The 13425-nt window shown below is 69.2% G+C and carries 13 protein-coding genes; 12 read left to right on the top strand and 1 reads right to left on the bottom strand.

Annotated elements, in window-relative coordinates; all coding sequences use genetic code 11:
- Positions 1 to 120 precede the first annotated feature (120 nt).
- From ftsZ to ACNJ7K_RS16520, 10 genes are all read left to right on the top strand, one after another.
- Entirely contained in the window at positions 121 to 1362 is a 1242-nt protein-coding gene (gene ftsZ, locus ACNJ7K_RS16565) for a cell division protein FtsZ (protein WP_120283224.1), read from the top strand.
- A complete protein-coding gene (gene pgeF, locus ACNJ7K_RS16560; RefSeq protein WP_120283222.1) occupies positions 1359 to 2093 on the top strand; it encodes a peptidoglycan editing factor PgeF in 735 nt (244 codons plus the stop codon). The genes ftsZ and pgeF overlap by 4 nt, the downstream gene beginning before the upstream one ends.
- Positions 2090 to 2824, top strand: coding sequence for a YggS family pyridoxal phosphate-dependent enzyme (locus ACNJ7K_RS16555; protein WP_159418055.1), 735 nt, complete (start codon positions 2090 to 2092; stop codon positions 2822 to 2824). Before pgeF ends, ACNJ7K_RS16555 begins: the two co-directional genes overlap by 4 nt.
- A gap of 32 nt (positions 2825 to 2856) precedes the next feature.
- On the top strand, positions 2857 to 3519 hold the full coding sequence (locus tag ACNJ7K_RS16550; RefSeq protein WP_060652817.1) for a cell division protein SepF: 663 nt from the start codon (positions 2857 to 2859) through the stop codon (positions 3517 to 3519).
- Between the two features lie 156 nt (positions 3520 to 3675).
- Positions 3676 to 3966, top strand: a complete 291-nt coding sequence (locus tag ACNJ7K_RS16545; RefSeq protein WP_006554132.1) for a YggT family protein — start codon at positions 3676 to 3678, stop codon at positions 3964 to 3966.
- 151 nt (positions 3967 to 4117) lie between these two features.
- On the top strand, positions 4118 to 4972 hold the full coding sequence (gene wag31, locus ACNJ7K_RS16540) for a DivIVA-like cell division protein Wag31 (protein ID WP_016691808.1): 855 nt from the start codon (positions 4118 to 4120) through the stop codon (positions 4970 to 4972).
- Between the two features lie 63 nt (positions 4973 to 5035).
- A complete protein-coding gene (locus tag ACNJ7K_RS16535; RefSeq protein ID WP_120283218.1) occupies positions 5036 to 5308 on the top strand; it encodes a hypothetical protein in 273 nt (90 codons plus the stop codon).
- Positions 5309 to 5568: 260 nt separating this feature from the next.
- Complete coding sequence (gene ileS / locus ACNJ7K_RS16530) at positions 5569 to 8727, top strand: isoleucine--tRNA ligase (protein WP_487041947.1); 3159 nt, start codon at positions 5569 to 5571, stop codon at positions 8725 to 8727.
- Between the two features lie 112 nt (positions 8728 to 8839).
- On the top strand, positions 8840 to 10150 hold the full coding sequence (locus tag ACNJ7K_RS16525) for a DNA polymerase IV (RefSeq protein ID WP_071935182.1): 1311 nt from the start codon (positions 8840 to 8842) through the stop codon (positions 10148 to 10150).
- A 122-nt stretch (positions 10151 to 10272) separates the two neighbouring features.
- Positions 10273 to 10779, top strand: coding sequence for a WKL family lipoprotein (locus ACNJ7K_RS16520; RefSeq protein ID WP_024101260.1), 507 nt, complete (start codon positions 10273 to 10275; stop codon positions 10777 to 10779).
- A 78-nt stretch (positions 10780 to 10857) separates the two neighbouring features.
- On the opposite strand, the gene ACNJ7K_RS16515 is transcribed toward ACNJ7K_RS16520, so the two are convergent.
- Positions 10858 to 11814 (bottom strand): hypothetical protein, encoded by a 957-nt coding sequence (locus tag ACNJ7K_RS16515; protein ID WP_268653856.1) that lies wholly within the window; start codon positions 11812 to 11814, stop codon positions 10858 to 10860.
- Between the two features lie 66 nt (positions 11815 to 11880).
- On the opposite strand from ACNJ7K_RS16515, the gene lspA reads away from it, so the two are divergent.
- On the top strand, positions 11881 to 12501 hold the full coding sequence (lspA, locus tag ACNJ7K_RS16510) for a signal peptidase II (protein WP_120283214.1): 621 nt from the start codon (positions 11881 to 11883) through the stop codon (positions 12499 to 12501).
- Between the two features lie 14 nt (positions 12502 to 12515).
- Positions 12516 to 13424, top strand: coding sequence for an RluA family pseudouridine synthase (locus ACNJ7K_RS16505; RefSeq protein WP_174247134.1), 909 nt, complete (start codon positions 12516 to 12518; stop codon positions 13422 to 13424).
- Position 13425: the final 1 nt, after the last annotated feature.

The raw sequence follows: 13425 nt of genomic DNA, 5'->3' as shown, positions 1-13425 counted from the left end.
TGCGGAGCCGTCCGCCCGGCCGGCGGACGTGACCGACATCGAGCCAGACCCAGCACCACCCAGACCCGAGCACCACCCGGACACCATGCACCACCCGGAACTTCAGGAAGGCGAGAGCACATGACGCCCCCGCACAACTACCTCGCCGTAATCAAGGTCGTCGGTATCGGCGGTGGCGGCGTGAACGCGGTCAACCGCATGATCGAGCAGGGACTCAAGGGAGTCGAGTTCATTGCCGTCAACACCGACGCGCAAGCCCTGCTCATGTCGGATGCCGACGTCAAGCTCGACGTCGGCCGCGAACTGACCCGCGGACTCGGCGCCGGCGCAGACCCGGAGGTCGGCCGCAAGGCCGCCGAGGATCACAAGGACGAGATCGAAGAGGTGCTCAAGGGCGCCGACATGGTCTTCGTGACCGCAGGCGAGGGTGGTGGAACCGGTACCGGCGGCGCTCCCGTCGTCGCGAGCATCGCCCGCAAGCTCGGCGCGCTCACCGTCGGTGTCGTCACGCGTCCGTTCTCGTTCGAGGGCAAGCGTCGCGGCAGCCAGGCCGACACCGGAATCCAGACGCTGCGCGAGTCCTGCGACACGCTCATCGTCATCCCCAACGACCGGCTCCTCCAGCTCGGCGACGCCGCCGTCAGCCTCATGGACGCCTTCCGCTCCGCCGATGAGGTGCTCCTCAACGGTGTCCAGGGCATCACCGACCTCATCACCACCCCGGGTCTGATCAACGTCGACTTCGCCGACGTCAAGGGCGTCATGTCGGGTGCCGGCTCGGCCTTGATGGGCATCGGCTCGTCGCGCGGTGAGGGTCGTGCCATCAAGGCCGCGGAGGCCGCGATCAACTCGCCGCTGCTCGAGGCGTCGATGGAAGGCGCGCGCGGCGTGCTGCTGTCGATCGCCGGCGGCTCCGATCTCGGCCTGTTCGAGATCAACGAGGCCGCCTCGCTCGTGCAGGAGGCCGCACACATCGACGCCAACATCATCTTCGGCACGGTCATCGACGACTCGCTCGGCGACGAGGTCCGCGTGACCGTCATCGCCGCAGGTTTCGAGGGCGGGACGCCCGCCCGCCGTCCCGTCGAGGTGGGCCAGCAGCAACCGGGTCAGCAGTCGGGCCAGGGGCAGCAGCCGCAGCAGCAGCAGCAACAGCCGGCCGGTCGGCCCGGCGCGATCGGCGTCGCGCGTGCCGGCGAGCTCGGCCGTCCCGAGCGCGAGACCGTCGAACCCACCCCGGTGCGCGATCAGCCCCCCGTCGGCAACCAGCCGCCGGCCGCAGGCGGCAACGCACCTCGCAGCGTGGACATCGACGACGACGGTGACGACGACGTCGACGTGCCGATCTTCATGCGCCGTTGACGGCTCCGCACCGCCTGCTGCGCGCCCGCCGGGTCGTGACCACACGAGCCGGCGGGGTGTCCGCAGCTCCGTACGACAGTTTCAACCTCGCCGACCACGTCGGCGACGACCCGGCCGCAGTCGCCGCCAACCGGCGGCGGCTCGCGTCCGTCCTCGGGCTGCCGCCGGAGCGGTTCGTCTGGATGGAACAGATCCACAGCCGCAACGTCACGGTGGTCGACGGGCCGGTGCCCGAACCCGTTCCCGCCACCGATGCACTCGTCACGCGCGAGACCGGGCTCGCGCTCGTGACCCTCAGCGCCGACTGCGTGTCGATCCTGCTGTCCGACGAGGGGGCCGGGGTGATCGCCGCCGTGCACGCCGGCCGGGTGGGGGCGCGCATCGGGATCCTCCCGCGCGTGCTCGACGTCATGGTCGATCTCGGCGCCCGCCCCGATCGCATCGGCGCGCTGCTCGGACCCGCCGCGAGCGGCCGGCAGTACGAGGTGCCCGCGGCGATGAGGGCCGATGTCGAGGCACACCTGCCCGGCAGTGCGACCCGCACGAGCCGCGGTACTCCGGGCCTCGACCTGCGTGCCGGACTGCGCCGCCAGCTCGCCGACCACGGCGTGACCGCCGTGGTGGAGGATCCGCGCTGCACGATCGAGGACACCTCCCTGTTCAGCCACCGGCGCTCCGCCCCCACGGGCCGCTTCGCCTCGGTCGTCTGGCTCGAGGAGGGAACGGCGTGAGCGCCCCCACCTCCGAGGGCCGGCGCGACGAACTCGCCGGACGTCTCGCCGCCGTACGCGAGCGGCTCGACGCCGCGGCCCGCGCCGCCGGCCGTGATCCGTCGGACGTCGCGTTGCTGACGGTCACCAAGTTCTTTCCGGCCTCCGACGCCGTGCTCCTCCACGAACTGGGATGCGAACGCTTCGGCGAGTCCCGCGAGCAGGAGGCGAGCGCGAAGATCGCCGAGTTCCGGGAGAGCGTCACCGCGCCGGTCGAGTGGCACATGATCGGGCGGGTGCAGCGCAACAAGGCCCGTGCCGTCGCCCGCTGGGCGCACACGGTGCACTCGGTCGACAGTCTCCGTCTCGTGCAGGCCTTCGAGAAGGGGGTGCGAGCCGCCCTCGACGCCGGCGAACGCACCGCCCCGCTGCGGGCGCTGTTGCAGGTCAGCCTCGACGGCGACCGGGAGCGCGGCGGCGTGGTCGCCGAGGATCTTCCCGCCCTCGCCGAGGCGGTCGCCGCGTCCGAGGTCCTCGAACTCGGAGGCCTGATGGGAGTGCCGCCGCTCGGGTGGGAGCCCGAGCGGGCATTCGAGCAGCTGCACGACATGCATGCACGGTTGCTGCAGGACCACCCGGCTGCGGTGGAGCTGTCCGCCGGCATGTCCGGTGACCTCGAGCACGCGGTTCGATGGGGTTCGACGTGCGTGCGTGTCGGAACGGCGGTCTTGGGGTATCGACCGTTAGCCTGAATGACATCCGCCGCGCGAGGGAAAGGCGATCGATGAGCACACTCCACAAGTTCAAGGCGTACTTCGGGATGGTGCCGCTCGAGGATTACGAGGACGAGTACCTCGACGATCCGGCGAGCGGACGCCGCGACCGTGATCGCGACTACGGCGAGGCGCCCTACGGCGGCTACGCGCCGTCGCACCGCGACGAGTACGCCCCGTCGCACCGCGAGGAACCGGTTCGCGAGTTCGAGCACGACGAGTTCGACCGGTACGAGCCGGCACCGCGTCCTCGGGTCGAACCCATCACGGCCCGCAGCCCCCGTCCGGCGCCCACCCCGGCCCGCGCGGTCCCCAGCCGTGCACCACTGACGGCGGAGAGCCGGCTCGAGCGCGCCGAGCCCCGGCGTGGTGCGCTCTTCGACGAGGGAGGTCCGTTGTCCAAGATCACCACGTTGCGCCCCCGCGACTACAGCGAGGCGCGCACGATCGGTGAGCGTTTCCGCGACGGAACGCCGGTCATCATGGACCTCGTCGAGATGAGCAACGCCGACGCCAAGCGACTCGTCGACTTCGCGGCCGGGCTCGCCTTCGCGCTGCGCGGTTCGTTCGACAAGGTGGCCACGAAGGTCTTCCTGCTCTCGCCCGCCGACATCGACGTCTCCGCCGAGGAACGGCGGCGTATCGCCGAGACCGGCTTCTACAACCAGCAGTAGTCGACGCGCGCTGCGCGGACGTGCACACGGCACGTCCGTGGTGGCATGCCCGTCGCCGTCCCTCGAGCGTTCCGACACGCCCGGCCATGATGCAGATCACTGCAGGCCGGGCGTTTCGGTTTTGATCGACCCGTCCTCGTCGGGCATTGTGGGCAGGTGGCCGTTTTCGAGGTGCTGTGGTTCCTGCTGTTCATCTTCTGGCTTCTGCTGATCGGACGGATCATCGTCGAGTTCATCAGAACCTTCGCGCGGGAGTGGAAGCCGTCCGGCTTCGTGGTCGTCGTTCTCGAGGCGATCTTCACGGTCACGGATCCGCCGGTGAAGCTGCTGCGGAGACTGATTCCGCCGCTCAATCTCGGTGGTGTACGGCTCGATCTGTCCATCATGGTCTTGCTGTTCATCGTGTATTTCCTCATGGCATTCCTGCCCAGGGGCGGCGCAGCATGAGGCCTGCGTCCGACGTCGTGTCGGGCCGTCCCGGAGCTGCCGTGTGCCACAATGGAGTGCCGTATACAGTGGGTTTTGATACGCGTAACCCACTGTCGATTACTCAGAACGCCTGCTTGACCGCTTACTCGACGCGTGAAGGGATCCTTCCATGCCGCTGACACCAGCTGATGTGCACAATGTCGCGTTCAGCAAGCCTCCGATCGGGAAGCGTGGTTACAACGAGGACGAGGTCGACGCCTTCCTCGATCTCGTCGAGCAGGAGTTGACGAACCTCATCGAGGAGAACGCCGACCTGCGTCAGCGGGTCGCCGAACTCGACCAGGAGCTCGCCGAAGCCAAGAAGGCGCCGCGCAGCGCGTCGTCGTCCGCGCCGGCGGCCCCGTCCAAACCCGAACCCGCACGTGTCGTCGAGACACCCAAGCCGGAACCCGCTCCGGCGCCGGCTCCGGCACCCGCCCCGGTCGCCGCTGCGCCGTCGAGCGGCGACGCGAGCATGCAGGCCGCCAAGGTCCTCGGGCTCGCGCAGGAGATGGCCGACCGCCTCACCGGCGACGCCAAGGCCGAGGCCGAGGAGCTCGTGCGTAACGCCCGGACCAACTCCGAGCAGCTCGTCTCCGACGCCCGCACCCGCAGCGAGGCGATGATCGCCGACGCGCGGCAGAAGTCCGACGCGATGCTCGCCGATGCGCGGACCCGTTCGGAGACCCAGTTGCGTCAGGCCAAGGAGAAGGCCGACGCGCTGCAGGCGGACGCGGAGAAGAAGCACACCGAGATCATGGCCACGATCAACCAGCAGCGTTCGGTGCTGGAGGAGCGTATCGAGCGGCTCAAGACGTTCGAGCGCGAATACCGGGTGCGCCTGAAGTCCTACCTGGAGTCGCAGCTCGAAGAGCTCGAGCAGCGCGGTTCCGCCGTTCCGGTGGACGGTGGACAGGAAGTGTTCAACCAGTCCAACTCGTCGTCGTCGTTCGGATCGTCGTCCTTCGCGAAGGGCAACAGCTGACCGACGGTCTCTCCGGCTGGTGCTGTACGGCCTGGTGCTGTACCTCGGTAGAGGAGGAGCGTCGTGCTCGTCGTCACGCTGGTACTCGCAGCTGTCGGATTCGGTCTTCTCGTGATCGCGTTGATGACCGGTTCGGTGCTCTGGGCATGGGGTTGTATCGCGGTGTGCGTCGTGGGAGCGGTGCTCCTGCTGGCGAGCGCACTCGGCGGACGGAGTTCGGCCGAAGGTGAGTGGGCCGATCCCCGTTCCGTCGGGCAGGCCGGAGCCTCGGGCGGACGTCCCGGTCGGCGTGCACCGCGCCGGCGTCCCGGCGACCGGAATTCTTCGGATCGCTGAAGCGTCCTACAATATGCATCACCGAGCGTGAAGCTCGATCCCGCGATCGCGGGCGGCGTCGATCCGGCCATCACCGGGGAGCCTCCGGAAGAACGGCGACCTTGCCGGTCGCCCAGTAGAACCGGACGGGTGGGCCCGTCACAGCCCGAACGAGTGGCCGTCCCTCGGGACGTGCAAGCGGGGTGGTACCGCGGTGGCCGTGCACGCGCACGGCGATCGTCCCCGTGCCGAGACGTATCCAGGCACGGAGGAGCCACGCTGTGACCGAGAACCACGCTGCACCGGATCCCACCGCAGCAACCGCCGGCAGTACTGCCGGATATCCGCGCGTCGACTACGACCTGCCGCGCGATTCGGGTGTCGACTTCCCGGCGCTCGAAGAGCGTGTGCTCGCGCAGTGGGCCTCCGACGGTACCTTCGAGGCGTCGCTGCGCAACCGTGACGGCGCTGACGAGTTCGTCTTCTACGACGGCCCGCCCTTCGCGAACGGCCTCCCGCACTACGGGCACCTGCTCACCGGCTACGTCAAGGACGTCGTCCCGCGCTTCCAGACCATGCTCGGGAAGAAGGTCGACCGCCGCTTCGGCTGGGACTGCCACGGCCTGCCCGCCGAGCTCGAAGCGGAGAAGCAGCTCGGCATCAAGGACAAGTCCGAGATCGATTCGATGGGCCTGGCCGAGTTCAACGCCTACTGCAAGCAGTCGGTGCTGCGCTACACCGGTGAGTGGCGCGACTACGTCACCCGTCAGGCCCGCTGGGTCGACTTCGACAACGACTACAAGACCCTCGACCTCGACTTCATGGAGTCGGTCATGTGGGCGTTCAAGTCGCTGTACGAGAAGGGCCTGATCTACCAGGGCTTCCGGGTGCTGCCCTACAGCTGGTACGAGCAGACGCCGCTGTCGAACCAGGAGACCCGTCTCGACGACGCCTACAAGATGCGTCAGGACCCGGCGGTCACCGTCGACATGGTGCTGCGTGCACCCGGTTCCGAACTCGACGGCGCGTGCGCGCTCATCTGGACCACCACGCCGTGGACCCTGCCGTCCAACCTCGCGATCGCGGTGCACCCCGAGATCGAGTACGTCGCCGTGCGTGGCGCCGACGACAAGACCTACCTGCTCGCGCAGGATCGTCTCGGCCACTACGCCCGCGAACTCGGCGAGGAACCCGACGTGCTCGGCCGTTACCGCGGCACCGACCTCGTCGGTCTCGCCTACGAGCCGCCCTTCGACTTCTTCGCCGGCCGTGAGAACGCGCACCGGGTGATCGCCGCCGACTACGTCACCACCGAGTCCGGTACCGGAATCGTCCACCTCGCACCGGCTTTCGGTGAAGAGGACATGGAGTACTGCCAGCGCAACGGCATCGAGCTCGTGCAGCCGCTCGATCCGGGCGGCAAGTTCACCTCGATGGTGCCGCCGTACGAGGGCCTGCAGGTCTTCGACGCCAACCCGGTCATCATCAAGGACCTCAAGGCCGCCGGAAAGCTGTTGCGGCACGAGACCATCGAGCACTCCTACCCGCACTCGTGGCGGTCGGGTCAGCCGCTGATCTACATGGCGGTGCCGTCGTGGTTCGTCGCCGTCACCCGTTTCCGCGACCGCATGGTCGAGCTCAACCAGCAGATCACGTGGGTGCCCGAGCACATCCGCGACGGTCAGTTCGGCAAGTGGCTCGAAGGTGCCCGTGACTGGAACATCAGCCGTAACCGCTACTGGGGCAGCCCGATCCCGGTATGGATCTCGGACGACCCGGAGTACCCGCGCGTCGACGTCTACGGTTCGCTCGACGAACTCGAACGCGACTTCGGCGTGCGGCCCACCGACCTGCACCGGCCGATGATCGACGAACTGACCCGGCCGAATCCCGACGACCCGACCGGGAAGTCGACCATGCGTCGCGTCCCCGAGGTCCTCGACTGCTGGTTCGAGTCCGGCTCGATGCCGTTCGCCCAGGTGCACTATCCCTTCGAGAACCGCGACTGGTTCGACACGCACTACCCGGGCGACTTCATCGTCGAGTACAACGGGCAGACCCGCGGCTGGTTCTACACGCTGCACGTCCTGGCCACCGCGCTGTTCGACCGTCCTGCCTTCAAATGCGTTGCCGCGCACGGCATCGTCCTCGGCGACGACGGCCTGAAGATGAGCAAGTCGAAGGGCAACTATCCCGACGTCAACGAGGTCTTCGCCCGCGACGGTTCCGACGCGATGCGCTGGTTCCTCATGTCCTCGCCGATCCTGCGCGGCGGCAATCTCGTCGTCACCGAACAGGGCATCCGCGAGGGTGTGCGGCAGGCGCTGCTGCCGTTGTGGAACGCGTGGAGCTTCCTGCAGCTGTACGCGTCGAAGCCGGGCACCTGGCGGACCGATTCGACGAACGTGCTCGACCGGTACATCCTCGCCAAGCTCGCGCAGACCCGCGACGTCATCACCGAGGCGCTCGAGGCCGTCGACATCGCCGGGGCGTGCGACGAGCTGCGCACCTTCTGCGACGCGCTGACCAACTGGTACGTGCGCCGCTCGCGGAACCGGTTCTGGGACGAGGACACCGACGCGATCGACACCCTCCACACGGTGCTCGAGGTCGTCACGCGCCTGGCCGCGCCGCTGCTGCCGATGGCGTCCGAGGTGATCTGGCGGGGTCTGACCGGTGGCCGGTCGGTGCACCTGGCGGACTGGCCGGCGTCCGACGACCTGCCCTCGGATCCCGCGCTCGTCGCGGCGATGGACGAGGTGCGCGGGGTGTGCTCGACCGTGCTGTCGCTGCGTAAGGCCCAGAAGCTGCGCGTGCGACTCCCGCTGCCCGAGGTCACGGTCGCGACGCCGGGCTCGTCGCATCTCGATCCGTTCGTCGACCTCATCAAGGACGAGGTCAACGTCAAGCGGGTCGTGACCACCGACGACGTCGAGGCCCACGGCCGGTTCGAGGTGGTCGTCAACGCACGTGCCGCCGGTCCCCGTCTCGGCAAGGAAGTGCAGAAGGTCATCAAGGCCGTCAAGGCGGGCGACTGGACGCAGGCGGAGGACGGCACGGTCACCGCGGCCGGCATCGCCCTGCTGCCCGAGGAGTACACCAGCCGTCTCGTCGCGGCCGAGCCGGAATCCACCGCCGCGCTGCCGGGTGGCAACGGCCTGGTGGTCCTCGACACGACCGTCACCGAGGAACTCGAGGCCGAGGGCTGGGCCAAGGACCGCATCCGCGAATTCCAGGACGCGCGCCGCAACCTCGGCCTGGAGGTCTCCGACCGCATCTCGGTGCGGTTCGAGGTTCCGGCCGAACGCGCCGAATGGGCCGACCGCCACCGGGATCTGATCGCCGGCGAGATCCTCGCCACGACCTTCGAGCTCGGCGCCCCCGAAGGCGAGGCGATCGAACTCGGCGAAGGAACCCGCGCGTCCATCGTCAGGGCGTGACCGGGCCGGTGNCGAGCGTCCTTCCGGAAGCACCGACCTGCGGCCTCCCACCGGACGTGTGGGTGCGGCGCACTAGTCTCGACACGTGCCCGCTTCCGTGAGTCGGCGCTGGGTGTTGCACCTGGATCTCGACGCGTTCTTCGCGTCCGCCGAGCAGTTGACCCGGCCGACCCTGCGGGGCCGGCCGGTCCTCGTCGGTGGGCTCGGTGCCCGCGGGGTGGTGGCCGGCGCGAGCTACGAGGCCCGCGTCTACGGTGCGCGCTCTGCCATGCCGATGAGCCGGGCACGGCGCCTCGTCGGACCGGCGGCGGTCGTGCTGCCTCCGCGCGGAATCCTCTACCGCGAACTGAGCGGACTCGTCTTCGACACCCTGCGCGCCCGGATCCCGATCCTCGAGACCCTCTCTCTCGACGAGGCGTTCGCCGAACCTCTCGAACTCGCCGGCGCCGACGCCGACGAGGTCGAACGCTTCTGTTCCGAGTTACGCGAACACGTCAGGGAGAAAACAGGTCTCGTCGCCTCCATCGGGGCCGGATCGGGTAAGCAGATCGCGAAGATCGGGTCCGGTCTCGCGAAACCGGACGGGCTGCTCGTCGTCCGGCCCGAAGGCGAACTCCCGTTGCTGCACAGCCTGCCGGTGCGCAAGCTGTGGGGGATCGGTCCGGTGGCCGAGGACCGTTTGCGGCGACTCGGCATCGAGACCATCGGAGATCTCGCGGCGCTGCCCGTCGCCGAGGCGGCGTCGATCCTCGGCGGCACCATCGGGCCGGGACTGCACCGGCTCGCCAACGGATTCGACGACCGGCCCGTCGCGGAGCGCGCCGAGGCGAAACAGGTCAGCGCCGAGACCACCTTTCCCACGGACATCGTCGCGATGCCCGGACTGCGGCGGGCGATCGCCGCGTCCGCGACCGCCGCGCACACACGCCTGCGCAAGGACGGGCGTGCCGCCCGCACGGTGGTGCTCAAGCTGCGCAAGGCCGACATGTCGGTGCTCACCCGGTCGTCGACCCTGCCCTACGCCACCGAGGACATGCAGGTGCTCACCGCCGCCGCCCAGCGCCTCGCGCTCGATCCCCTCGAAATCGGCCCCGTCCGGCTCGTCGGGGTGGGCTATGCGGGTCTGTCCGCTATCGCGCAGGACACCCTGTTCCCTGAACTCGACCGGACGACGACCGAGGAGACCGGACCGGCAGAGGAGGACGACGAGGAGCGCGTCGCGGCGAGCGGACCGGCCACCCGGTGGACGCCGGGCGCCGACGTCTGCCATCCCGAATTCGGGCACGGATGGGTGCAGGGCGCGGGCCACGGCGTGGTCACCGTCCGCTTCGAGACACGCAGCACGGGTCCGGGACCAGCACGGACGCTCGACGAGAACGATCCCGACCTCGGCGTCGCCGACCCACTCGCGAGCCTGAACTGAAACATGTTCCCGGCGCCCTCATGGTCTTCTTACTACCGCCGGGTACTCTTGCGGGCGATCCGCTGCCGGATGACCGAGCACGACGAACACATCGTGCACGACCGAACGAGAAGGACGAGAAGTTGAAGCTTCGCAAGATCACCGTCGCCACCGTGGCGCTCGCCGCCGCCCTCACGATGTCCGCCTGCAGCTCGGACGACGGCGGTAGCTCCTCCGAGACGACCGCGAAGACCAGCACGACCACGACCGCCGCGGCTCCGGCCGTCGACTACCCGCCGGTGCCCACCGTCGAGGAGCTCAACGCCGACCTCGCGCGCGCCTTCGACCTGAGCGTCCCGGCCGCCGAGAAGACCGACCTGGTCCAGGGCGCCGAGGAGGATCCGGAGCTGATCAACATGGTCGCCCAGGCGGCCAACGACGCCGGCGTGCAGGTCAACGTCGTCGACGTGACCGACAACGAGAACGGCACGATCACCGCCGGTGTCGAGATGGCGCTCGCGGGCAGCGACCAGCCGTCCTTCGGAACGGTCGACTTCGTCGCCGAGGACGACACCTGGAAGGTGTCGAAGGACTACGCGTGCTCCATCGTCATCAACATGGCGCAGCTGCAGTCCCCGGCCTGCGCATGATGTAGTACTCGTCCCGAACGAACCGACGGCCGGCGCGGATCATCCGCGCCGGCCGTCGGCGTTCGTCCATCTTCCGGACTACCGATCCGGGGTGTTCCAGCCCACGCGGTCGACCTGCGACTGCGACAGGCGTGTTCCGCCGTCCGGCTCGACGTAGGTCTGATCGCCCCGCACCGTCAGTTCTCCGCCGACGGGCAGGGGGAGCGACGCGTCGATCGTCATCGACCCCTCACCGGCCATCGTGTACTGCTCGATGTCGAGACGGCCCTGCCCGTTCGGCAGCACCCAGGTGGACTCGCGCGGTGTCTGTTCGACCCTCACGTCGACCGTGATGCGGTCGTCCTCCCGCTCGACGAGCGTCGCCGTCCCGACCTGGTCGAGGGTGATGCCCGCGCTCATCACCTGCTGGTGGATCTCCCAGACCGCGCCCACCCCGACGGCTTCGTCCGGGAACGAGACGATGCGATAGACGGCCTGGTAGAAGGCCTGCTCGATCGCCGACCGTGCGATGTTCGCAGCATCGGGAGCGGGCTCGAGGCGCAGCGCACTGATCGCGCCGGTCGGCCCGATCGTCAGTCCGGCTCCGGAACCCTCGGCATCGGACAGTGCCGACCCGAGCGTCTCGTCCGGCGATGTCGCCGATCCGACGGTGATGTCGACCACGGTGCTCGGGTCCTCGTCGGAGACCGCTCGCTCGACCGTCGCCGAGAGCGGAAGGGTCAGCTCGGGAGTGGAGAAGTCCTGCTGCGGGTCGTCGCCGACGCGCTGGAAGACCTCGGATCGGGTGGTGAGGACGACGCTCTGCTGCACCCCCGCCTCGGGTGCGAGCCGCACCACCGATCGGGGTTCGGCACCGGGGTCGAGCACCGTCGTGGTCACCGCCGACACCGGCACCGTCACCTCCGTCGATGTCGCCGCCGTGACGGCGGGCGCGCCGTCCGAAGGACCACCGCAACCGGCGACGAGAGCGGAGAGGGACAGCACAGCCGCGAGGGCACACGGCCCCGAGCGGGGGAATCTGGACAGCGCAGGCACGCCACCCAGGGTAGCCACGACGGGAGTGGGAACCGCCGCGGTCGTCCGGTAGGGGATGATGGAGCGGTGACGAACGAAGCTTCCCGACCCGACCGCGACGCGGAGACGCCGGTTCCCGGTCGTGCCGACGAGCCGGCGCCGCCCCCCTCCGTCGGCCGGCGCATGCTGCGGCCGCTGCTGCTCGTGGCGCTCGTCGTCTACGTCGCGGATCTGGTGACGAAGGTGCTCGCCGTCCACTACATCGACCCAGCCGACCCGATCTCGATCGTCGGCGACACAGTCACCCTGACACTCGTCCGCAATCCCGGTGCCGCGTTCTCCATGGCCACGGGTATGACCTGGCTGCTCACGCTGGTCGCGATCGCCGTCGTCGTCGGCGTCGTGAAGATCGGCCGGACCCTGAGATCGCGGTGGTGGGCGCTCGGCCTCGCCCTCGTCCTCGGGGGAGCGCTCGGCAATCTCACCGACCGTCTGTTCCGCTCGCCCGGACCGCTGCAGGGCCACGTCGTCGACTTCGTGTCGGTCGGATGGTGGCCGGTGTTCAACGTCGCCGACTCGGCCATCGTGTGCGGAGCGATCCTGCTCGTGGCCCTGACCATCTTCGGCGTCGAACCCGACGGTGGCGCCTCGCAGGGCCCGGGCGCAGCGCCGGATGCGGACGAAACGAGAAAGGAATCACACCAGTGAGGGAAACCCGCGCGATGCCCGTACCCGACGGGCTCGACGGGATGCGTGTCGATGCAGGCCTCGCGCGCCTGCTCGGTCTGTCCCGGACCGTGGTCGCCACGCTCACCGAGGAGGGCGCCGTCGTGGTCGACGGCGCGGCGGTGGGCAAGTCCGACCGACTGTCCGCCGGCTCCTGGCTCGAGGTGGAACTGCCCGAGCCGCCCCGCCCCCTGACCATCGAGGCCCAGCCCGTCGAGGGCATGGAGATCCTCTACGCCGACGACGACATCGTCGCGGTCGACAAGCCCGTGGGTGTCGCCGCCCACGCGAGCGTCGGCTGGACCGGACCGACCGTGATCGGCGGCCTCGCCGCCGCCGGCTACCGGATCTCCACGTCCGGCGCCCACGAACGCCAGGGCATCGTGCACCGGCTCGACGTGGGCACCTCCGGCGTCATGGTGGTCGCGACGTCCGAACGCGCCTATACCGTCCTCAAGCGCGCCTTCAAGGAACGCACGGTCGACAAGCGGTACCACGCGCTCGTCCAGGGGCATCCCGACCCGAGCAGCGGCACCATCGACGCACCGATCGGCCGCCACCGCAGCAGCGACTGGAAGTTCACGGTCACCGCCGACGGCAAGCCCAGCGTGACGCACTACGACACGATCGAGGCGTTCCAGGCCGCGAGCCTGCTCGACATCCACCTCGAGACCGGTCGCACCCATCAGATCCGGGTGCACTTCTCGGCACTGCGTCACCCCTGCTGCGGCGACCTCACCTACGGAGCCGACCCGCGTCTCGCGGCGCGTCTCGGCCTCGAACGGCAGTGGCTGCACGCGTGCACCCTCGGGTTCTCGCACCCGACGCGCGGGCACTGGGTCGAGATCACCAGCAAGTACCCTCCGGATCTCGAACACGCGCTCGCCGTGTTGCGCAACGCCTGAC

The organism is Rhodococcus shunpengi, assembly GCF_048381395.1.
Classification (GTDB): Bacteria; Actinomycetota; Actinomycetes; order Mycobacteriales; family Mycobacteriaceae; genus Rhodococcus.
The sequence above is the reverse complement of the archived record's forward strand: the minus strand, read 5'-3'. Positions and strand labels throughout refer to the sequence as shown.